This is a genomic window from Paraburkholderia bengalensis, from assembly GCF_037126505.1.
GTDB classification, from domain to species: Bacteria; Pseudomonadota; Gammaproteobacteria; order Burkholderiales; family Burkholderiaceae; genus Paraburkholderia; species Paraburkholderia bengalensis.
In genome coordinates this window covers 77,725-97,006 of sequence record NZ_JACFYJ010000015.1, presented here as the reverse complement: position 1 = coordinate 97,006, position 19,282 = coordinate 77,725, and the positions used below count along the sequence as shown (strand labels likewise).

17 protein-coding genes and 1 pseudogene are annotated in these 19,282 nt (G+C 55.6%); 9 read left to right on the top strand and 9 right to left on the bottom strand.

The annotated features are described in order from the left end of the window. Nucleotides 1-36: 36 nt before the first annotated feature. On the bottom strand, nucleotides 37-600 hold the full coding sequence (betI, locus tag H3V53_RS12175) for a transcriptional regulator BetI (protein WP_419539479.1): 564 nt from the start codon (nucleotides 598-600) through the stop codon (nucleotides 37-39). Nucleotides 601-1,047: 447 nt separating this feature from the next. Further along, nucleotides 1,048-1,917, bottom strand: a complete 870-nt coding sequence (locus tag H3V53_RS12170; RefSeq protein WP_336598112.1) for an SDR family oxidoreductase — start codon at nucleotides 1,915-1,917, stop codon at nucleotides 1,048-1,050. 188 nt (nucleotides 1,918-2,105) lie between these two features. On the opposite strand from H3V53_RS12170, the gene H3V53_RS12165 reads away from it, so the two are divergent. The 3 genes from H3V53_RS12165 to H3V53_RS12155 all read left to right on the top strand — a co-directional run bounded on the left by H3V53_RS12165 (nucleotide 2,106) and on the right by H3V53_RS12155 (nucleotide 4,168). Beyond that, nucleotides 2,106-2,723, top strand: coding sequence for a TetR/AcrR family transcriptional regulator (locus H3V53_RS12165; RefSeq protein ID WP_336598111.1), 618 nt, complete (start codon nucleotides 2,106-2,108; stop codon nucleotides 2,721-2,723). A 457-nt stretch (nucleotides 2,724-3,180) separates the two neighbouring features. Beyond that, nucleotides 3,181-3,690, top strand: coding sequence for a LysR family transcriptional regulator (locus H3V53_RS12160; protein ID WP_336598110.1), 510 nt, complete (start codon nucleotides 3,181-3,183; stop codon nucleotides 3,688-3,690). After that, on the top strand, nucleotides 3,626-4,168 hold the full coding sequence (locus tag H3V53_RS12155) for a LysR substrate-binding domain-containing protein (RefSeq protein ID WP_336598109.1): 543 nt from the start codon (nucleotides 3,626-3,628) through the stop codon (nucleotides 4,166-4,168). The genes H3V53_RS12160 and H3V53_RS12155 overlap by 65 nt, the downstream gene beginning before the upstream one ends. A gap of 76 nt (nucleotides 4,169-4,244) precedes the next feature. On the opposite strand, the gene H3V53_RS12150 is transcribed toward H3V53_RS12155, so the two are convergent. Together H3V53_RS12150 and H3V53_RS12145 are read right to left on the bottom strand one after the other, a co-directional pair. Beyond that, the gene (locus tag H3V53_RS12150) at nucleotides 4,245-4,637 is read right to left on the bottom strand and encodes a cupin domain-containing protein (protein ID WP_336598108.1); all 393 of its coding nucleotides are present in this window, start codon (nucleotides 4,635-4,637) and stop codon (nucleotides 4,245-4,247) included. A gap of 193 nt (nucleotides 4,638-4,830) precedes the next feature. After that, a complete protein-coding gene (locus H3V53_RS12145) occupies nucleotides 4,831-5,271 on the bottom strand; it encodes a nuclear transport factor 2 family protein (protein ID WP_336598107.1) in 441 nt (146 codons plus the stop codon). A 720-nt stretch (nucleotides 5,272-5,991) separates the two neighbouring features. On the opposite strand from H3V53_RS12145, the pseudogene H3V53_RS12140 reads away from it, so the two are divergent. Next, nucleotides 5,992-7,152, top strand: a pseudogene (locus H3V53_RS12140) (IS3 family transposase); the annotation flags it as partial. A gap of 324 nt (nucleotides 7,153-7,476) precedes the next feature. Here H3V53_RS12140 and H3V53_RS12135 read toward each other — a convergent pair. Continuing rightward, entirely contained in the window at nucleotides 7,477-8,043 is a 567-nt protein-coding gene (locus tag H3V53_RS12135; protein WP_336598106.1) for a hypothetical protein, read from the bottom strand. A gap of 132 nt (nucleotides 8,044-8,175) precedes the next feature. Next, entirely contained in the window at nucleotides 8,176-9,168 is a 993-nt protein-coding gene (locus H3V53_RS12130) for a quinone oxidoreductase family protein (RefSeq protein WP_336598105.1), read from the bottom strand. Nucleotides 9,169-9,535: 367 nt separating this feature from the next. Between H3V53_RS12130 and H3V53_RS12125 the strand changes: the two genes are divergently transcribed. Next, on the top strand, nucleotides 9,536-10,072 hold the full coding sequence (locus H3V53_RS12125) for a winged helix-turn-helix transcriptional regulator (protein WP_336598137.1): 537 nt from the start codon (nucleotides 9,536-9,538) through the stop codon (nucleotides 10,070-10,072). Nucleotides 10,073-10,305: 233 nt separating this feature from the next. On the opposite strand, the gene H3V53_RS12120 is transcribed toward H3V53_RS12125, so the two are convergent. Further along, nucleotides 10,306-11,343: a DNA-binding protein gene (locus tag H3V53_RS12120; protein ID WP_336598104.1), complete on the bottom strand. Its 1,038-nt coding sequence runs from the start codon at nucleotides 11,341-11,343 to the stop codon at nucleotides 10,306-10,308. 218 nt (nucleotides 11,344-11,561) lie between these two features. Here H3V53_RS12120 and H3V53_RS12115 point away from each other — a divergent pair, with 218 nt between their 5' ends. Further along, on the top strand, nucleotides 11,562-12,704 hold the full coding sequence (locus tag H3V53_RS12115; protein WP_336598136.1) for a tyrosine-type recombinase/integrase: 1,143 nt from the start codon (nucleotides 11,562-11,564) through the stop codon (nucleotides 12,702-12,704). 467 nt (nucleotides 12,705-13,171) lie between these two features. Continuing rightward, a complete protein-coding gene (locus H3V53_RS12110) occupies nucleotides 13,172-13,558 on the top strand; it encodes a hypothetical protein (RefSeq protein ID WP_336598103.1) in 387 nt (128 codons plus the stop codon). A gap of 340 nt (nucleotides 13,559-13,898) precedes the next feature. Here the strand turns inward: H3V53_RS12110 and H3V53_RS12105 are convergent, their stop codons facing one another. Both H3V53_RS12105 and H3V53_RS12100 read right to left on the bottom strand, forming a co-directional pair. Then, entirely contained in the window at nucleotides 13,899-14,558 is a 660-nt protein-coding gene (locus H3V53_RS12105) for a hypothetical protein (RefSeq protein ID WP_336598102.1), read from the bottom strand. Nucleotides 14,559-14,676: 118 nt separating this feature from the next. Beyond that, a complete protein-coding gene (locus tag H3V53_RS12100; protein ID WP_336598101.1) occupies nucleotides 14,677-14,985 on the bottom strand; it encodes a helix-turn-helix domain-containing protein in 309 nt (102 codons plus the stop codon). A 1,821-nt stretch (nucleotides 14,986-16,806) separates the two neighbouring features. Here H3V53_RS12100 and H3V53_RS12095 point away from each other — a divergent pair. Together H3V53_RS12095 and H3V53_RS12090 are read left to right on the top strand one after the other, a co-directional pair. After that, nucleotides 16,807-18,630 carry an AAA family ATPase gene (locus H3V53_RS12095; protein ID WP_336598100.1) on the top strand — a complete coding sequence of 608 codons (1,824 nt, stop codon included), beginning with the start codon at nucleotides 16,807-16,809 and terminating at the stop codon, nucleotides 18,628-18,630. A 5-nt stretch (nucleotides 18,631-18,635) separates the two neighbouring features. Beyond that, nucleotides 18,636-19,280, top strand: coding sequence for a 4Fe-4S single cluster domain-containing protein (locus tag H3V53_RS12090; protein WP_336598099.1), 645 nt, complete (start codon nucleotides 18,636-18,638; stop codon nucleotides 19,278-19,280). Nucleotides 19,281-19,282: the final 2 nt, after the last annotated feature.

Below are 19,282 nucleotides of genomic sequence, written 5' to 3'. Positions count from 1 at the left end.
TGACCGTGCGTCGTGCGCGCCTGACGGTGTGATTTTCTAATCTGACACGACGCGCGTCAAATCGTTTGCCCTGTGTTTTCGCCGGGGCTGAGCTGAAACGCGCCCGCGATCGAAGTCGACGAAAACGCGTTCAAGATAGGCGCGCATCCGGCCAAGCGCTTCTTCGCGACCAGGAAACCCCTGCAGCGCCATTCGCATCCAGAAGCCATCGATCAGGACGGAGATATCTATTGCTACCTGTCGCGCCTCCGTGATCGGCAGTAACGAGCGCAAGCTGAAAACGAGGTTGTCGTCCATCCGGCGATAAACAACCTTCTGGATACGCAAAAACCTGGGGTTGAAGCAAGCGTCGCCACAAAACGACACCCACCCTTGAGCGATCGACCTGGTAAATCCGCGCTCCGAGAAATTTCCTTCGATGATCGCCCAAATCCTTTCGATCGGTGTTGCCGCTTTGCCGACACAGACAAGAACATCGTTACGTTGTTCTGCAAGCGAAAACCGGATGGTGCTCTCGATGAGCTCGTTTTTGTCTTTGAAATCGTGGTGGACGAGACCATTCGACAGACCCGCTCGCTCGGCTACCCGCGCCGTCGTAATCCCGGATAAACCGTGCTCCTACATGGTCAGGTAGGCGGCTTCCATTAGGTCAGCCCGACGGATGTTCCTTATCGACTTGCTTGGCATGAGTAAACAGAACAACTCAAAGTTATACGTAGCGACGTCACAGACGCTCCTGAAAAAAGAGTATATCGCCTTGCCAGTTGCGATGCCGCAGACTCATTTCTCGAAATTGCCCATGGCAATAAAACCTGGTCAAAGCATCGCGCACGGGGCCAGATATGAAATCCCCCCCCCACAAACAATAAAATCTGTCCATCCGCGTCAGCTTCACATTTGAAACGGAGCCCAGTCGTAACGAGACTGCCCTGAGCCTGACGCACAGATGTGTTCCGGCTGCTCGAATCGTTAGCAACACACGTCGTAAGGGAAATCATCCACCAAGCTGTGTTTCACGACAGCCCGGTGTCTTACGCATTCATACAGTTACTGGGTTTTCAGCGTATTGAGGTGATCCATGCCGATGTCTGCGACGAGCTTAGCCTGGATGGGTTGAATTGCCGTATTGACAGCGGCGGCGCCGAAGTCGAGCCCGACGATGACACGGTTGGGCCGCTGGCCGTTGGGTTTGGCGATGAGATCGACGAGGGTGGTCGCGATGTCGTGGGGATTAGGCGCATTCTCCGAGCTGAACAGGCCGCCCAGGAATTCCTCGAAGGCGGCGGGCATTTTGGCCACTTCGCCGTAGGCGTCGGCGCGGCCAATGTCAGCCGGCTTCTGGATTGCCGTGTACAGCTTCGTCGGATACGGGCCAGGTTGAACCAGAACCACATCGATGCCTTGCTGTGACAGTTCGTAGCGGTAGCCTTCCGTCACGGCCTCGACTGCGTGCTTGGACGCGCCGTAAAGTGCGAAGAAGGGCAGCGTCACGCGGCCAAGGATGGAGCCGATGTTGATGATGAGACCGGCCTTTGCCTGATGCATGCTGGGCAGGGCGGCGCGGGTCACACGCTGGATGCCGAACACGTTCACATCGAACATGGCGCGCGTCTGCTCCGGCGTGAACGTCTCCTGGATGCCACCGGCAGCGATACCGGCGTTATTGATCAGGACATCAAGCTTGCCACCGGTTTTCGCAAACAGTGCCTTGAACGCGGCATCAACGCTGGCGTCGCTGGTGACGTCGAGTTCAAGCGTCTCGATGCCTTTGGCCTGCAGTTCCTGGGCGGCTTCACGGTGGCGATCATTGATGTCGCGCATGGTTGCGAAAACGCGATGGCCGGCAGCGGCCAGAGTTTTGGCCACGTCGTTGCCGAAACCGTTCGAGGTGCCGGTGATGAGAATTGTTTTGGACATGCTGTTTCCTTTCAGTCGTGCAGGTCAGTAAAAGCCCGTTGGTGTGAGCGTCCCCGCTGGGTTGAACGCATCGCGTATCCGTTGCGGAAAATTATTTCTGTAACGAACGCTCCAAATATAAGTAACCCCAATGTCGTCGTCAAGAATTTTTTAACGTACACTACAAATATTGCCATGAGGAGCCGATCATGCGGCGAGGACGCCCAAGAGAATTCGACCGGGAAAAGGCTTTAACGGATGCTATGCTGCTGTTTTGGCGCAAGGGCTTTCACGCGACATCGCTGCGCGATCTGGGTGACGCGCTTGGTATTCGCATGCCAAGTCTTTACGCCGCTTTTGGCAGCAAGGAGGCACTTTTTGTCGAGGCCGTCGACCTCTACATGCAACTAACTCAAGCATTGCTCTGGCGACATTTGCTGGAAATCGCGTGGGCTCGTGAAGCGATTCGAGAGCTTTTGTTGGCGACAGCCCGCGAACTCACGAACCAAACGGCGCACCCCGTTGGATGCATGGTCACATTCGCGACGATTGACGAGGACATGCCAGATGCTGTCGTTGCGGCGATCCGGAATGCGCGACGCGCCTGGCTAAAAGTGATCCGCGACCGATTGGAAATCGCTGTCCACGAAGGCGAGCTTGCAGGCTCGGCTGAAGCGGACAGGCTGAGCCATTTTTACGCAGCAATTGTGCAAAGCATCGGCATTCAGGCACACGACGGCGCGTCCTATTCGGAGCTCGAAGGCATAGTCGGCCTCGCTATGGCCGCGTGGCCCGCAAGAGGTATTCGTCATCGAAGCGAGCCGTGATATGGAGCATTGGCCGGCTGACCGAAGAGATGCCACTGGTAAGAGAGGGCCAATAGGTACCAGTCTCGGCGTCGATGAGGTTACAGCGCGTGAGCAGCTCATGCTTCGGCTGACAGTTTTTTTCTGTCAGCGGTCAGACCGGTCACTTTGTTACAACGACCAGTCGCCACGAGCGATCTTCTATTAAATTCACTGTTGCGATAAAAGTGCAAATCCCGGCCATAAGGGGAAGCCTACCCTCGCAAATCCTCGCCTCTCCGACGTGTGCAATCCGAAATCGCAATCACAGACATAGCTCGCGCATATGCGACGGGCGCACCCGATGCGACCATCCGCTGTCAATATTGCATATTCTTCGTATAATCCACAATCGAATCCGGCCCAAGGGAAGCCCGCGTTGCGTAAGTTTGGGAAGCTTCGGATTTCGTGATGATTTATCTGATCGGAGGTGGTAGGGATGGATCGTCTGCAGGCGATGGAAGTTTTCACTAAAGTCGTGGAGCTTAACAGCTTCTCCAAAGCCGCCGAAGCACTGGAAATAACCCCGGCCTCGGCGTCGACAATCATCCAGAAGCTGGAGGAATGGCTGAATGTTCGACTGCTAAATCGCACGACACGAAAGTTGAATCTGACGCCAGAGGGAGCAGAGTACTACAGGTCGTGCGTCCAGGTGCTGGCAGCGGTCGAAGAGAGTGAGCATGCCTTGGTGGGAATGGGCCATAGGCCACGCGGAAAATTGCGGATCGATATGCCTGGCTCGCTGGGAAAGATCGTTCTCGTCCCGCAGATACCGAGCTTTCGCACCCTATACCCTGAGATCGATATAATGATAGGTTTTAGCGATCGGGATGTGGATCTGGTTGAAGACGGTGTTGATTGCGCTATACGCGTGGGACCGCTACGTGACTCAACGCTCGTGGCAAAAAAAATTGGGCTCGCTGAATGTTGTGACAGCGGCGAGCCCTGATTACCTCGAGCAACATGGCACACCTCGAACTGTCGCTGATCTGGCGGAACACTCGGCAGTGCATTATTTTTCAAGCCGCGCCGGTCGCACTCTTGATCTGAATTTTGCCGGCGCTGGCGCGGTAAGCGAAATAAAAATGAAGGGAAATCTCGCCTTCAATGACATGGAAGCTTATGTTCTCGCTGGGGCTGGCGGAGCGGGGATCATTCAAGCTCCGTGCCATATCGTGCATGCTTATCTTGAAAAAGGCGCGCTGGTTGAAATTCTTCAAGATATCAGGCCACCAGCGAAAGACATATCAGCAGTTTTCCCCCAGAACAGACACCCTTCAAGAAAGCTGCACATGTTCATCGATTGGGCGGCGAGCTTGTTCGGTCGGAGTCCAATGCTGAGCCGCCTGAATGAATTGACACCCAGCGCAAGAGATGTGACGACGAAGATGGACGCATCGTTGGAATATCAGATCGCCTCGTTCTAGCACGATTAAAGGGAAGCGTAGCGCATCTAGCGGGTCGTTTCACCCGCTACGCGATGAACTACGCTGCGAACGTCTTTCACCCGAATTGGTCGTTTTTTCCCAGCAAGATTGGTGGACCTCCAGACGATGCTGCTATGAATATCGCATAGACCTTGCGAATCGTTTCGATCACATCCCACTGACCGCTCACGCCACTCGGGAAAAATAAAGTGTCACCAGCACGGAACGAAATTGGTTCCCCCACGTCGGGGGTAAAGGTCGCTGCACCAGCCAATATGTGCATCAGCTCCGCATCGGGATACGTCCATGGGAACCGCCCAGGCGAGCACTCCCAAATCGCGGTGGTGAAATGGTCCGCCTTGCCGAGCGGATGTGATGAAGTGCGTGGCGTTGTGACGCCGATCGCACGGGGCAACACTCCTTCGTCTTTCATTTCGACCACAAGTGGATCAATTTTTTTGATTTCCATGTCTTCGGACTCGACGTTGTCCCTGAACAGGGCCAAGGTAGCGTCGACCCCGGACCTGAAGTTGGCTGTGCAGTCGGTAATTCGCCATCGATAGCTTGAACGATTGGAAGTGAGGGTGATCACCACCTGATGGTGTCTACAGGGCGTCAATGCCGATCCCGGCATACAACGCCCTGCATCGAGATGCGATGCGTTACGACCTCAGCAGTGACTTCACTTGCGGGATGTCAGCGACACCATTCGGGAGCAGTGCCACTGCAGCTGGCACTTGGTCGATGAATTCGCGCAGCAGCTTGATCTTTCCATTCTCGGCGAGGACCAGACCACCGTAATGGAAGTCGAAATGGCGACCGCTGCTTGTCTTCTTGTCGACGTAAAATTCCGCAAACATCGCGTTCGGTTCATCAATGTGCACGTTGATGTTGATGAATTCAAAACCAGGCACAAGTTGCAGCAGCTTGCCAAGATAGGTTTCCAGTGCTTCGTGGCCTTGGTATCGATTATTAAGGCCGAGTAGGGGCCAGTACGGAAAATCCAACGCTCCGTCTTCGGTAAAGCAAGCTGCAGCTGCAGCGTTATCACCTCTAGCCAACGCCTGAGCGTAAATAGCGAAAATTTCACGAGCAGTATTCATAACGTAATAATCCTAAGAAGTGTGCGCGCCATCTCGGTTCACTATCAGATTGCTTTTCGCCTGACGCAATCCTGCAAGGCAGTGGGTCGAGAACAATCATCTTTTCGAGATGGTGGTCGGATCGCCTGTTGCATCGTTGATCCTTGAGCCAAAGTCTACTCAGCTACGATCAAGAGTAAAATCGATAACACTTAAATGATTCTTTGCGTTTCGTGAACAATGCGGCGCAAACCTATCGACGGTTGCGTGAGAGTCTGCTAATTTGGACCGAGTCGATGCGATGTCATGGAGCAGGCGTACGACGGAAAACAGATGCTCCCTTGCAAACCTGATAACGCGCCAGCAATCATGGCCGACATGAGCCATCGCTGGTTAGAGAGGTTTACCAGAGAGATGTCGTTAAAACGCGGTGGAGCGCCTAGCGGCCGAGGTTTGTCTCCCAGTGAGCTCAGTTCACGCGCTAGAGCGCGTCGTAGACGGGAGCTGTTGGTTAATTAAGAGCACGTGAGCTGTTCAACGATTGCACAAATTTTGGTGTGAGATTACCATCGCTTGCGCTTCGTCGAGAAAAAGCCGAATCAACGACTGTGATCTGCAGGGGAAGGAGTGAGAATTCCGATTTTACGTGGCGCATTATTGAGGCTGATCCGGAACTCCGGACCAGTCAGAGATCGAAAAATCCGGCATGATTCAGGAACTGCGACCAGGAGGTGATGCCGGAAGAAGAGCAGGTACACCCACGAGCAGATTGCCTACGCGCTGAAGCAGACGGAGCTGGGTACACCCATAGCCGAGATGTGTCGCAAGATGGGCATCCGCGATCCGACGCTTTATAATTGGCGTACGAAGTTCGGCGGGCTGTCGCCCTCCAAAGCGTGGCGCATGAAGCGGCTCGAGCAAGAAAACGCGAAGTCCAAAAGGCTGGTGGCTGACCTGTCACTGGACAAGGCGATGTTGCAGGATGTGCTGGCAAAAAATGTATGGTCCGCCCCGGCTGCGTGCACTCGCAACAGACTTGATGCATCGCTTTGGCGGGAGCCAGCGGCAGACCTTTGCGGTATTGAAGCTGTCCCGTTCGGTGTACAGGTATCAGTCCGTGGCACGCGACCCAAGCGCGCTCGTCGTGCGCATCCGGGAGATTACGCAGACGCCGGTGCACGATGACTATCGCCGCGTGCGCGTGATGCTGCGCTGGGAAGGCCGGCGCGATAACCCCAAAAGGGTCTACCGGCTGTATCGCGAGCAGGGCCTGTCGTTGCGGCACAGGCGGCCCAGGCGAAAAACAAGTCGGCGAGACTGCGACAGCCGAAGCAGACAGTCACTACCGTCAACGAAATCTGGAGTATGGACTTCGTCGCGGACGCACTGTTTGACGGTTGGCGTTTGCGCACGCTCACGATTGTCGACAACTACACGCGTGAGTGTCTGGCTATCGATGTCGGGGCGTCGCTCAGAGGCGAAGACGTGGTTGCCGCCCTGAATCGCACCACGGCGAATCGGCCATTGCCGCGCTTTATCAAGGCAGATAACAGGTAGGAGTTCATCTCGAAAGCGCTGGATCGATGGGCATACGAGAACGGCGTGGGAATCGACTTCTCACGTCCCGGTAAGCCAACCGATAACGCAAAGAACGAGTCGTTCAATGGACGCTTCCGCGAGGAGTGCCTGAACTCACACTGGTTCTTGTCGCTGCAAGATGCCAGGCGCAAAATCGAGGTGCGGCGTGAGTACTATAACGAGGCGCATCCCTATTCTGCACTGGCGTGGATGACGACGGCCGAATTCGCTCGTCAGCAAGCGTGTCGAGTGAATTCGGCCCAGCCAACAGAGCCGGAAATTTCTCAGAACGGCCCTGATCCTGAGTCAGCCTCAACGCCATAGATTTGCTAGAGATCCATTGGCGCTACTGAAGGGGGCAGGTCATTATGACTCAGCGGGCGGAAATAAAACCCGATATGCCAAGTACCGCTCAATAACTTGCCAAGGGGATGGCTCGATTCGCACAGGTTTCTGAGCATTGCGAAGCTTCTCGGCCGGACGCATAGTCAAAGCTCCAAACTAGCATTGGCTGGCGGTTTTCGCTTTAACCTGAGGTTGAAGGTAAAGGGAGACCCATAGCTCACGGTATCAGCGAGGCTGGCCACTTCATATCCAAGTTATTGGTGCGGCGCAATTTCGGCGACCGATAGATGACGGCTCATCAAATTAACCGTTCTGTGGCTCCTTGCCAGGCAACCACTTTACCACTTCGACTACGAAGCCCGGCACCACCTCGTAACGCCCTTGCCAGACCATCGGGGTGCGCGATAGAGGTTGAACAATCTTGAAGCCCGCCGCTTGCGCGTCTCTCAAAGTTGCAGGCACATCGTCGACCTCATAGAGCAATTTCGTGTCAAGGCGCCACTGATCGTATGTCTCCGCACTGTCAGTTATCTGAGCCGAGATGTTCCCATGAGGTGAAGTGATTCCAATCATTCGCGCCTTGATTGCCGGCATTTCAAAGTCATAGTTCACACGCCCGTCCAAATCTTTCGTGTATCTCTCAACTAGCGGTTCCGCCTCTGCTGTCGTTAGTATGACGCGTGCATAGGTGGACTTTACGTGAGAAGCCAGAGAACGCGATAATGCTCTATCGTCGCTGCTTCGCGACAAGTCAGGTGCGTCCACAGCCACGTTGTCGGGAGCGACGGGTGTTTGATCAACTTGGGCAAGTACTGCAGTACTTGTTGCGGAGAGCGGTGCTGCGATTGCCCGCAGACGAGTAAGTTTCATATCTATCTCCTGGGACTGTTAGTTACCGCACCGATGGTTACGAAGAGTGTGGCTTCGGAACGCATCCTCCACTCCGTGTAACCATCGCAGGGTATTAGATTTATCTGGAGTACGATCGCCGCGCATACCCGATTAGTTCTTAATTTTGATCAAGATTTTCCCCATCGGGCCACTTCGTAGCCGATCAAAAGCTTCGCGAAGTTGCTTAAACTCGTAAATGCGGTCAATGTGAGGTCGAGCGCCGACTTTGTTCATCACTTGCAGTAGATCGTTCCAGGTTACACGAGTTTCTTCCGGCGTGTAGTACCCCAGTGCCATTGCGCCTATACGGAGCCGCCGCGAGAAGAGTGATCCTGTGTCGAAGTTCGGCACCGGGCCAGCAAGCTCTCCCACCAGGCTGATTCGACCGAGTTCCCCCATCGCTTCAATCACTTCGGTGAACAGTGCGCCGCCTACATTATCAACCGCCAGATTGACGCCTTGATCGCCGAGTACTTCCCTTGTTTTGGCTCGCCACTCCGCGTCTTCGGGACTAAATGCGTAAGCCGCGCCTAGGTTTTTCAGTCGTTCCTGCTTGTCTTTGCTGCGCGACAGCGCCACCACGGTGTGTCCCATCGCTGCTGCAAGCTGGACTGTCGCGACACCTACTCCTCCAGAGGCCCCGGTGACAAGTATGTTGGAGTTAGGTTTTAGGGGCTCCCACATGGTCAATGCGCGGTAGGCCGCCATGTAGACCAGAGTGGCGCACGACGCCTCTTCATCGGTCCAACCATCGGGAATTTCTACCAGACTCTCGGCTGGAATCGCAATTTGCTCGGCGAAACTGCCCCAACGAAACACGCCCGCATGACTGCGCAAGATAACACGACGATCGCCGACATTGACTCCCTTCACGCCTGCTCCAACTGACACAACCGTGCCTACACCATCGCGACCGAGTACGTGTGGAAGCGGTGGATTGACTGGGTAAGGATAGCGCTTCTCAGCCAGATAGAGATCTGCAGGGTTGAGTGCAGCGAATTGCACGTCCATCACCACTTCGCCCGAACTGGCTTTGGGGCTTTCGACATCACCTAGATTCAAATGCTCAATTCCTGCCTCACCATTCCATAGCCATGCTTTCATTCACCTTCTCCTTGTCTGTACGATCTGCTCGACAGGTTTCTGCAAGTTTCATTATGCAACTGTAGTCCGTTTAGCTTCTATGTGCAACTTTTTATTCGTAAAGTAAAAGCCTAGGATCAAACTGTGGCTCTACAAATTGCAACACGATCGGAGTACAAACGCTGTACGGGTTGCGTAGTGATCGCCGTTCATCCCAGCTCGATGACGCTCCGAGCGGTCCTGTCACATAGCGCATAAATCATGCGCAGCGTCAGGAAACGAAGGTAACAATTGATCGGGATAGTTGCATAAAGCAACGTATTGTTGTAACGTAGATCAAGGCTCAGCGTAGTGGAGACGTATCGTGCAGAGGAAGTCCTTCAGTGGTATGAACTGTTCGATCGCCAAGGCTCTCGATCAGGTCGGAGAATGGTGGTCCCTCCTAATTATTCGAGAATGCTCGCAGGGAGCGGCGCGTTTCGACGAAATCCAAAGCGAGCTAGGCATCGCTCGCAATATTCTTACGAATCGTCTCGAGCGTCTGGTTCAGCTTGGTATACTGGAGAGATTTTCCATTAATAACAGGACCAATACTGACGGCTATAGGTTGACCGAAAAAGGAGAAGATCTTTATCCCGTTTTGATTGCTTTGATGCAATGGGGGGGATCGTTGGCTCGTCAGGAAGGATATGGTGCCAACCTTATTGGTAGAGCACGCTACGGGAAAGGCCGTCGAACAAATAGCGGTGCGCAGCAAATCTGGAAGAGCGCTTTCGTTTCGCGACGTCCGGTTCGAAGAAGGGCCTGGTGCCAGAGAGAAAACGCGCACTCTCATTCGAAAAAGAAACGAGCGCATTCTCGAAGGACAGAGTCATTCGTGAGAATTACTGCGCGGGCGCACGCATCGCTGCGACGAATTGAATAGCTGCCGTGCGCAATTAGTTTATCTTCCCCATTGGGAAATCGTGAAATGTCATCTGATGGCCGATGGTGTCAGTGCTGTTCTCGACTTGCAAACGCGACCTCATACCGCGCATCTCACTGGTCTGAACGGTATTTAAAGCATCAAGACGGAGGTAAGGCGTTGGAGTAGCTGCCGCGCGGGTGCCGACCGACAGTTCAATGCCCGTTTCGATCAAGCCGTTCGCTACATAACTCTCAAACGCCAATGTCTTTGGTTTTCATTCCACGTCGGCTAAACTTCTTTGTTGGTAAAAGCGGCCGACGAGCAGGGCGAGGCGATAGAGCAGGGCGGCGTCCCCCTTTTGCAAGGTAATCAGAAACCGCTGTCAGACGTGCACGAAGGATGCCGGTCTCATCCAGTTGCTGCGCGAGCTGTTCCCAGGTCGACGCGAGCTCTTCCTCCACGCTCGCGCGCCGCGAATCTGATGTGGCTAGCAGCGCCCTCAAGGCAGAGATTGCGTCGCGCAACTCGTCGCGCTCGGCAAGGTGGGCATTCTGGGCTGCTGCGGCCCGTTCGACAGCGATCCGGAGTTCGTTTCGTGCCTCACGTGCTGCCGTGCGCTCGGTATCAATCTCAAGAAGCGCCCGCTTTTCTGCCGCAACCATGCGCTGCTCGCTCTGGTTGTGAGCCTGACGCAACTTTTCCAGTTCCTCGCCAAATTCCCGCCGCGCGTCGGACAGAGCTGCAGCGGACACTGTCGCTTCATGTCTCGCCTGCATGAGTTGATCACTTAACATCGATTTCGCGGTTTCCAGCTCCACCACACGGGATTGCAGTCTTGCTGCCTGCTGCTCGACGTCGGCGGCGTGGTTTAGGGCCCGCTCGGTGGCTGCAACTGCAGCATCCCGTTCGGACGCCGATAGCCTCGCTTGTTCCCGGGCCGCGTCAATTTCGCGTTGCGCGTCCAATCTAAACGCATCCCATGCATTGCTGGCGGCATCCCCGGAGAGGCGCCATAACGTCGCCACCAATTCACCGGCGGCCTTGGCCACGTCAGGCGGGAGATCTGGATGTCCGATATCGACGCGTGTCTGTTCGCGCACGCTGGCCCAAAAATCACGTAAAGCCTTCGCCGGAGCGCTCATGCTGCCTTTGCGCACAAGCTGATACAGCCTGTTGGCCGTGGGCGTCTCGCCATAACGGAAGAAGATCAGCCCGCAAACCTCCCGATACAGCGCCTGCGTATCAGAGACACGTTCACGGATGGCGGCGATGTCGGATTCAAGGTTCATAAGTGTGTTCTCGCGATGGGTGGCTGGCGTGTTAATAATACAACGTATTACCGAAGGTTTACAACAAATTGGCCTCATACACGACATTAGTACTATAATGTCGTGTATCACGTTGACTTGACGTTTCACCAGAAAATCCCGCGTTTTCGGAGCCTCAGACCGTGTCCGACACTCATCTCGCCACCATCCAGCCCGTCGAATCGCTGGTCGTCCCGGAAATGCTCGACGGCCGCGACGGCACAAATCGCGGCTCGATCGAGAATTCGCAGCTATCCGCCCGCAACGACCTGGATGCCGTGCGCGCCTGGCTATCGAACTACGCAGATACGAAGACGACCTTCGACAACTACCGCAAGGAAGCCGAGCGTTTGTTGCTGTGGGCCGTCGTGCAGCTTGGCAAGCCGCTGTCATCACTGACGCACGAGGATCTGTTGCTGTTCAAATCATTCTTGGTGGACCCGCAGCCTGCCAGCCGCTGGGTGTCAGCCAATGGCGGCAAATATCCGCGCGGCGATGAACGCTGGCGTCCGTTCAATGGTCCCCTGTCACCGGCCAGCCAGCGACAGGCGCTGATCATCCTCAACGCGATGTTCACGTGGCTGGTGAGCGCCGGCTATCTGCGTGGCAATCCGATGGCGCTCCTTCGGCAGCGCGCCAAGCGCTCGGCGCCACGAGTCACGCGCTATCTGTCGGTCTCGCTCTGGGACGAAGTGAAGGAATTCGTCCAGCAACTACCACAGGAAACAGAGGCGCAACGGGCCTATTACGCCCGATGCCGCTGGCTGACGACGCTGTTCTATCTACAAGGCATGCGGATTTCCGAGGTTGCAGGCGGCCAGATGGGCAGCTTTTTCCGCCGGCTCGGTCCGGACGGACGGGATCAGTGGTGGCTGGAGACGCTGGGCAAGGGCGACAAAGAGCGGATTGTTCCCGTTTCCATCGAGCTCATTCAGGAACTACGCAGCTACCGCACGCTGCATGGTCTCAGCGCCCTGCCCGTTCGCTCTGAAGATACGCCGCTCATCATTCCATTTAAAGGCAAGAAGCGTTGCCTGTCGCGATCGGCGGTACACGACGCCATTAAAGGCGTGTTCAGTGGCGCAGCGATGTGGCTAAGATCGAAAGGTCCAGAGTTCGCTGATCGCGCAGACGAACTTGAGCGCGCTTCCGCGCACTGGCTGCGCCATACCGCAGGCTCCCATCAGGCGGACGGCGGCGTCGACTTGCGGACGATCCGTGACAATCTTGGGCACGTTTCACTGAACACGACGAGCTTGTATCTCCACACCGAAGAAGATGAACGCCACCGCGAAACGGTTGACCGTCACCGCATGAACTGGAATGACAAAGAAAATGCGTGAAGCTGGGGCGCGCGGAACCGCGATCGACGTCCCTGTCAGTAAGCTAGGCTGCTACACGCCGGTTTCGTGTCCTATGGGCGTCCTTTCAGCCGCTGCGAGCGCCTGTATAAAGGGCCGTGCGTCGGGTGAGAATCTCGGAACTTTGGTCGCAGCGAAACAGTTGCCATGTCTGGTCGATGGACCGGCCATTTTCAGAGAGGCATGGCGTCCTCGGCGCTTCTGGCGGGCAATCAGAAGTTTGAGCGGTAGCATCCGCCGAGGGAACTGCGAATGTCTCAACTGTATGGTTTGACGCGGATCACGACCGTATTTTCTCGCCTTCCACTTCGGCTTAGCGATATCCTATTTTTGATTTATGGGCGGCGCAGTGTGCACTAGCATTGCCGCTAGCCAACTGGTTTGGCGCTAAAGTAGTCGACGGGCCGTGGTTCATATGCACGCGCACAGATTCCGATTTAGGAGGGGCAATGTCAACGGCTTGGCTTATTCGACCCGCTGCATGGACACTCTCACTTGCACCGCCAGCAAACATTGACGTTATTGAAGTCGACGTCGCCTCTGACGATCTCTATACGCTGGTCGCTGAGAGAGAAATTATCATTACAAGCGATATTCACCTCGGTGCGGCATTCCTCCAACGTTGCCGTTGGATAAGGGGAATCATTGGTGTCGGTGACAGGTCGCGTGAAGTCGTCGACCTCGCATTCGCCCGCCACGCGGGGTTACAAGCCGAAGTGATTCCAGGAGTCGAGGTCAACGCCTCCGTACTTGAACAGGTCGTCACTTCCCATCGACGAATCGAGGAGCATCTTCGAGGACTCGACGATATTGCCGAGCATTGGGAAGGAACCTAAGCTCGATAGCCGCAGCTATCGTCTGGATTGCCCATACGCGTCGCCTGGAGTCGACGGCTATTTGGGCAGATAACCCTCCTTCATTTGCTACTTCTTCGAAAACTCGGGCACTACACGTTGCCGTCAACTCTGGTATCTGAAAAACTGCTCATGCAATTTGTCTTCGCAGGGCTAGCGATCGTCTGTGCTGAGGTGCGGCGCGAGCGGCGCGCCATAGGTGCTCCTGCCACACTGCAGCGTGGTAGACCCGCCGTCTAGCGAACCAGCGTTTGCATACCACACCTATTGACGTCGCACGGACGCAGCGCCAGCCGGTCAAATAAATCTGCTGCGACTCGGTTCAAGGGAGCGTCTCAATTTCGTACGACACCGCTTTTCTCACTGGGATATCAGGCGACCGCACCATGAACTGCGTGCGTGGCACGGGAAGAAAGCCTACCTGACGGTAATAGCTTCGCAATTTTGAGGTCGCTTTGGACATCGGTACATCGAACTGGTCGTAGCCAAATTTTGTTTCGTCCTGTCCCTCGTGCTTTACTGAACGATCTGCCTCGTATTGCAGCGGAAACGCTTTGAGGGCGATCAGGCCGACCCCGGCGCGAAACCTGTGTATTAGCGCACGCAGTGCAACCAGCCCAAGGCTGCGCCCCCGGTATTCACGATACACGACCAATCGATCCAGGATTAGTAAGCTCGGATTCCACAAATAGCCATCGCCATGGGCAATGCGAGCCACTCGGGTCTTAATATCATCGTCTCCGTTATACAGCGCCTCATAGTACTGAATGCATGTGCTGTCGCAGTCAAAGACATCGAAGACGGACTCCCCCTCGGTTACAGCACCCACAACATCGACGAATTTAACGCTGAAATAGCCTATTTCGATGTCCTCGCAATCATCATGCGGCAGCAGCAATTTCCCGTCGTATCCGATTACGAACCGTGAAGGCTCCTCGTCTTCAGCGAGGAACTCGTTCTCCGAGCAACGTAGCGTCAACATGTTTGGCCATCAGATAAGAAAGTGAGGTTCGATCCTCGAGCGCCTTATTTGTCTTGCTCCGCTGAGGCAATTCGGCACATTCCGCCACTGCATTTGCTTCTGCAAGTTTTGGCTTCGCTCAGTTTTTCACTTGGCCGTTCCATCCCTTGGGTTGAATGGGCAAGTCCTCAACCTCGGCGGCGTAGAGGCCCATGCGCTCGGACGCTTCGACCATTTGGTCGAGCCCTTTTTTCTGTGCGGCTTTTGACTTTTCTTTGTAAGCCGATACGATCGCTCGCGGTATCATGCGTTGGCCATCCCGTGCTCGGTAGGCGCCAACCAGCTCGCCAGCTTCGATCAGTTCATCGACGAATTTGAGCGAAACGTGTAGAAGCTTCGCAGCCTCTTCCGTTGAGACGTCCCCAGCTCGGCTCGCTTGCTCAACCATGTCCCCTCCTCCTATCTCGATGGTGCGACGATTACCCCAGCGCTAGCCGAGAATGCGTTTTAGCTCTGCCGTGGCGACTAGAGACAAGCGGATTCAATTCTGCCATACGAAAGCGCACCGATGTTGCTATCGACTGGCCGTCTGCTCGGCTACTCCAACGACCTGTAAAGCACGGCGTTCCTGCGTGGGCAGCGACCCACTTAACCGAACGGCTTTCGTTCCGTTTGCCATTCACCGTTTGCACGAATGCGTGATACTCCGCCGCTTACGGCATCGTTCACGGCATTCTCAGGCGGCCCCCTTCACGGCTTTTCTGGCGACGCTTCCGCTGGAAGCAACGGCGGGGACCCGAGCGAGCCCTTGAACTGGCCAATCCGTGCGCCATAGGCACGGCGAAGGCAATCAAGGTCTCCATCGCACATATTGCGTGCCATGACCCAACCTGATTCGGACCGCGCTAGGGCTTTGGGATCCGAAATCGTCTTGAGAGCCGACTGATACAACTCCGCGAGCTCTACGTCCATTGCTGCGAGCCCGGGATCTCCACAGATGGCAATCTCGTCGTCGTGTGTGGCTTTCGTGCAATCGAAGCTCGTTGCGTAAGTAGGTTTCGAGGGTGACGCAGGACCCGTCGATGAAGCGCCGCTCGTCTCGGAAGCCGCCCCCTCTACAGTTGAGACTTCACTCGCAGGCACCGTTTGCATCACCGTCTCCGAGGCGGCTGGACCGCTCTGCGGGATCGAGGCGCTGTTGATTTCGGATGCTGGTTGTGAGATTACGGCGCTGATCGCGTCAGCGGCACTCGCAACAACGGGTTCCGCCGATGAGGACGGGCTAGAGGAACCGCCACCGGACCGGGATGTTGCCCAGACTATTGCGCCCACGACCAGGATGGCTACCAGCACGACCGGGCCGCATCCGGATGAAGAGCGCTCAGGCGGTCGCACAACTTCAATATTTTGGCTGCCGCATCGCGGACAGCGAATGGAGAGGTGCTTTCCACGCGGATACCACGTGTAAGCACAGGCATTACATTGATTTTGTGGGCGCAAACTCATGATCGGACGTTATTCTTTTGATCTCTAAGAGAACTCAATGATGGGAAAACGTTGCGTCGCTGCCCTCGGAGTTGGAAGGCCTAACGATGTCGTCTGGACTGGCAGATTTATCGCCCGGTGCGTTCGCTGCTGTCGGCTTCGCAACAGCGACCTGGTCGACAGCACCGGTAGCGGCCACCGTTCCCCCTGACGCCGCGTCTGCCCCACCTCCAACGACTCGCGGAGCGGAAGGGGAAATATCGCTCAGTGCAGGACTGTGTGAAAGTTGAGGCGTTGACGCGTCGTCCGTCGACTGGGTCGATACGTCGGGTGAATGCGTCATGGCAGATGAGCCGTTGTGAGTGCCTGGATGGCCACCCATGGCGAACATAAGAAACAATGAGCCCAGCGCGCCGATTATTCCAAGTCCTGCAATCTTCGTTTTGCTGCTTCCGCATTTCGGACATCGAGTGGACAAATTGGTCCCACGCGGATACCAGGTCTTACCGCAATTCGCGCATCGGTTTAATGGGCGCATTGTGTTGCGTGTTGCCGCCGCCATTCTGCCCTCTCAATGTTGTCTACTTTCTCTGATGTTTACGGAGAAAGTGCACAAACCTTTAGCTCGGCTGCCGGCACAAGAATGTCGTGTAAATCCTTGCGCAAACGTTTAATTGAATTTGCTTGATGCGCTAATAATCAATGTTCGATACGCCTATCAATTCGCTAGCTAGACTAAGCGGCGATTGTGGTAACGTTTCTCCTCCGCCCGCAATTTTCAGCCATGTCTGCGTATGTGAAACCTCGCTGGATGCGCGATCTGCTGCGCTTCCTGCCTCTGAAAAGCCAATTCGTTCTGTCCGGCAATATCCGAGATCTTCAGGCGTGCGAGGTGGCGCCTGGTGTCGTTACAGCGCAACCGTTGATGGCCTCGCTTTGTGACTGCCTCCAGGAAGCGGGATACGTTCAAACGGTGGCCTGGGACCCGATTTCAGGATTCACGGTTGCTCAAGGTCGATCTGCCCAGGTCGGTCAGGGAGAGGAAACGCTTCGGCGCATTGGCTTGACTCCGGTTGACGGAGCAGCGTCGGGCGGCATCGATATCCTTACGACGACGCTTGAACGCGTGGCGAATCTGGCCGGAGAACCAATCGCGCTCGTCATTGATTTCGCGTCCCGACTCGCTGTGCGAGCGGAAACCCTTAACGCGGCCGAACACAATCTGTTCACGCGCGCGCTGGTTCTTGCGCATACCGCAAAGCCACGGCCGGCGGGCGAGCAGCGGCGCCCTTTCTTCAATACCGTTCTATGGATCGTCGATAAGGAGGGTGACCTCCCGGACTGGTTACTTATCGACAACCCGCGAATCAGACACATTCCCGTTTCCAGACCGGACAGCGCCGCTCGGCGGGCTTTGTCCGGCGCCCTACTTCGTGGCGTGCCCGGCGCGCAGCAAGCAGCTCCCGACGCTCTGGATCAGGCCAGTGACTCGTTCGTTGATGGTTGCGAGGGACTTCTGCTTACCGACATGAACGCGATTGCGACGCTCGCCCGGGTGGAAAATGTGCCCATCGAGAAGATCGCAGACGCGGTCCGACGCTACAAGGTCGGCGTAACGGAGGATCCCTGGCTTCAGATCGACAGAGAGAAGATCCGGAACGCGGAAGCATTCGTTCGCAACAGAGTGAAGGGTCAAGCGCATGCCGTCACTCACATACTTGATCTGGTCAAGCGCGCGATGACAGGAGTCGGCTCCCAGCGCAAGGGAAATCGCCCGCGTGGGGTTGCTTTCCTCGCGGGACCAACAGGCGTCGGCAAGACTGAACTCGCCAAGACCATCACAAGCCTGCTCTTTGGCGACGAAAGCGCCTACATCCGCTTCGATATGTCCGAGTTCAGCGCAGAGCACGCAGATCAGCGGCTCATCGGCGCGCCGCCCGGATACGTCGGTTATGACGTAGGTGGTGAACTCACGAATGCAATTCGGGAGCGGCCATTCAGCGTTGTGCTCTTCGACGAAATCGAAAAGGCACATCCCCGTATCCTCGATAAATTCCTGCAAATCCTCGACGATGGTGTGCTTACGTCCGGGCGCGGTGATCGCGTCTACTTCTCGGAAGCGTTAATAGTCTTCACGTCGAACCTCGGGATTTACCGGCAGGACGAGACGGGAGGTCGTGTTGCCAACGTCGCACCCGGCGACGCCTTTGAGACTATCCAGGTGAAGGTTCTTGAGGAAATCCAGCGCCACTTCAAGCTCGTGCTGAATCGGCCGGAAATTCTCAATCGAATCGGCGAGAATGTCATCGTATTTGACTTTATCCGCAACGACGTTGCTAACGAAATCTCTGAGCAAATGGTCCGCACGGTGCTCGACGATATTGCCGCGCAAGGGATCGATATCGATGTGGAAGACGAATCGTGGTCAGCGCTCAAACTACGCTGCCTGCAGGATTTGTCCAATGGGGGCCGGGGTATCCGCAACCAGATTGAAGCGCATCTGATTAATCCGTTGGCGCGTGAACTCTTCGATCAAGATGCGAAAGCTGGTGACCGATTTATGCTGAATGGGTTGGCGACGGGCAAGCTCCAGTTGCAAAAATTGTAGGCCCCATGAATCTCCGCCTTTCCCGCGTGCATTTTCCGGTCACAAGCCTGGGACCGGGAAAACGTATTGGCATCTGGTTCCAGGGCTGCAGCATTCGGTGCCCTGGCTGTATCTCAGCCGACACCTGGTCCACCGATCGCGGAGAGACGACGATCGAACAGCTGATTTTGCAGATTTCGCGGTATCTGCCGGAAGCAGACGGAGTGACAATCTCTGGCGGCGAGCCGCTTGAGCAACCAGACGCGCTTCTTGCGTTGCTGGGTGTGCTGCGTACCCTGACACAGGTCGATATTCTCGTGTACAGCGGATACCCCATCGAATCCCTTCCAAAAACGCTTGTGAAATCCGACGGATTGATCGATGCGTTGATCACCGACCCATTTGAACTGCATTCCGCTCATTCGAAGCCGCTCCGAGGGAGCGATAATCAGCGAATGCATCTGCTCACGGAATTGGGCCGTGAGCGATTTACCCAGTTTGAACGGCCATTGACCGCGCGGGACAAGTCACTGGACGTTATGTTTGACGAAGATGGCAGCGTCTGGTTTGCCGGAATCCCCAGTCGCGGCGATTTTCAGCGCCTGAGAGACCTATTGAACGACGAGGGCCATGTGGTCCAGATCAGCGCCGACAAGGCGCGAAGCCGATAAGA

Bases quoted from the DNA above. Each gene is read 5' to 3' on its own strand.
- H3V53_RS12170 (WP_336598112.1), bottom strand. From the start codon at position 1,917: ATGTCCAAAACAATTCTCATCACCGGCACCTCGAACGGTTTCGGCAAC.
- H3V53_RS12165 (WP_336598111.1), top strand. From the start codon at position 2,106: ATGCGGCGAGGACGCCCAAGAGAATTCGACCGGGAAAAGGCTTTAACG.
- H3V53_RS12160 (WP_336598110.1), top strand. From the start codon at position 3,181: ATGGATCGTCTGCAGGCGATGGAAGTTTTCACTAAAGTCGTGGAGCTT.
- H3V53_RS12150 (WP_336598108.1), bottom strand. From the start codon at position 4,637: ATGGAAATCAAAAAAATTGATCCACTTGTGGTCGAAATGAAAGACGAA.
- H3V53_RS12145 (WP_336598107.1), bottom strand. From the start codon at position 5,271: ATGAATACTGCTCGTGAAATTTTCGCTATTTACGCTCAGGCGTTGGCT.
- H3V53_RS12135 (WP_336598106.1), bottom strand. From the start codon at position 8,043: ATGAAACTTACTCGTCTGCGGGCAATCGCAGCACCGCTCTCCGCAACA.
- H3V53_RS12130 (WP_336598105.1), bottom strand. From the start codon at position 9,168: ATGAAAGCATGGCTATGGAATGGTGAGGCAGGAATTGAGCATTTGAAT.
- H3V53_RS12125 (WP_336598137.1), top strand. From the start codon at position 9,536: ATGAACTGTTCGATCGCCAAGGCTCTCGATCAGGTCGGAGAATGGTGG.
- H3V53_RS12120 (WP_336598104.1), bottom strand. From the start codon at position 11,343: ATGAACCTTGAATCCGACATCGCCGCCATCCGTGAACGTGTCTCTGAT.
- H3V53_RS12115 (WP_336598136.1), top strand. From the start codon at position 11,562: ATGCTCGACGGCCGCGACGGCACAAATCGCGGCTCGATCGAGAATTCG.
- H3V53_RS12110 (WP_336598103.1), top strand. From the start codon at position 13,172: ATGTCAACGGCTTGGCTTATTCGACCCGCTGCATGGACACTCTCACTT.
- H3V53_RS12105 (WP_336598102.1), bottom strand. From the start codon at position 14,558: ATGTTGACGCTACGTTGCTCGGAGAACGAGTTCCTCGCTGAAGACGAG.
- H3V53_RS12100 (WP_336598101.1), bottom strand. From the start codon at position 14,985: ATGGTTGAGCAAGCGAGCCGAGCTGGGGACGTCTCAACGGAAGAGGCT.
- H3V53_RS12095 (WP_336598100.1), top strand. From the start codon at position 16,807: ATGTCTGCGTATGTGAAACCTCGCTGGATGCGCGATCTGCTGCGCTTC.
- H3V53_RS12090 (WP_336598099.1), top strand. From the start codon at position 18,636: ATGAATCTCCGCCTTTCCCGCGTGCATTTTCCGGTCACAAGCCTGGGA.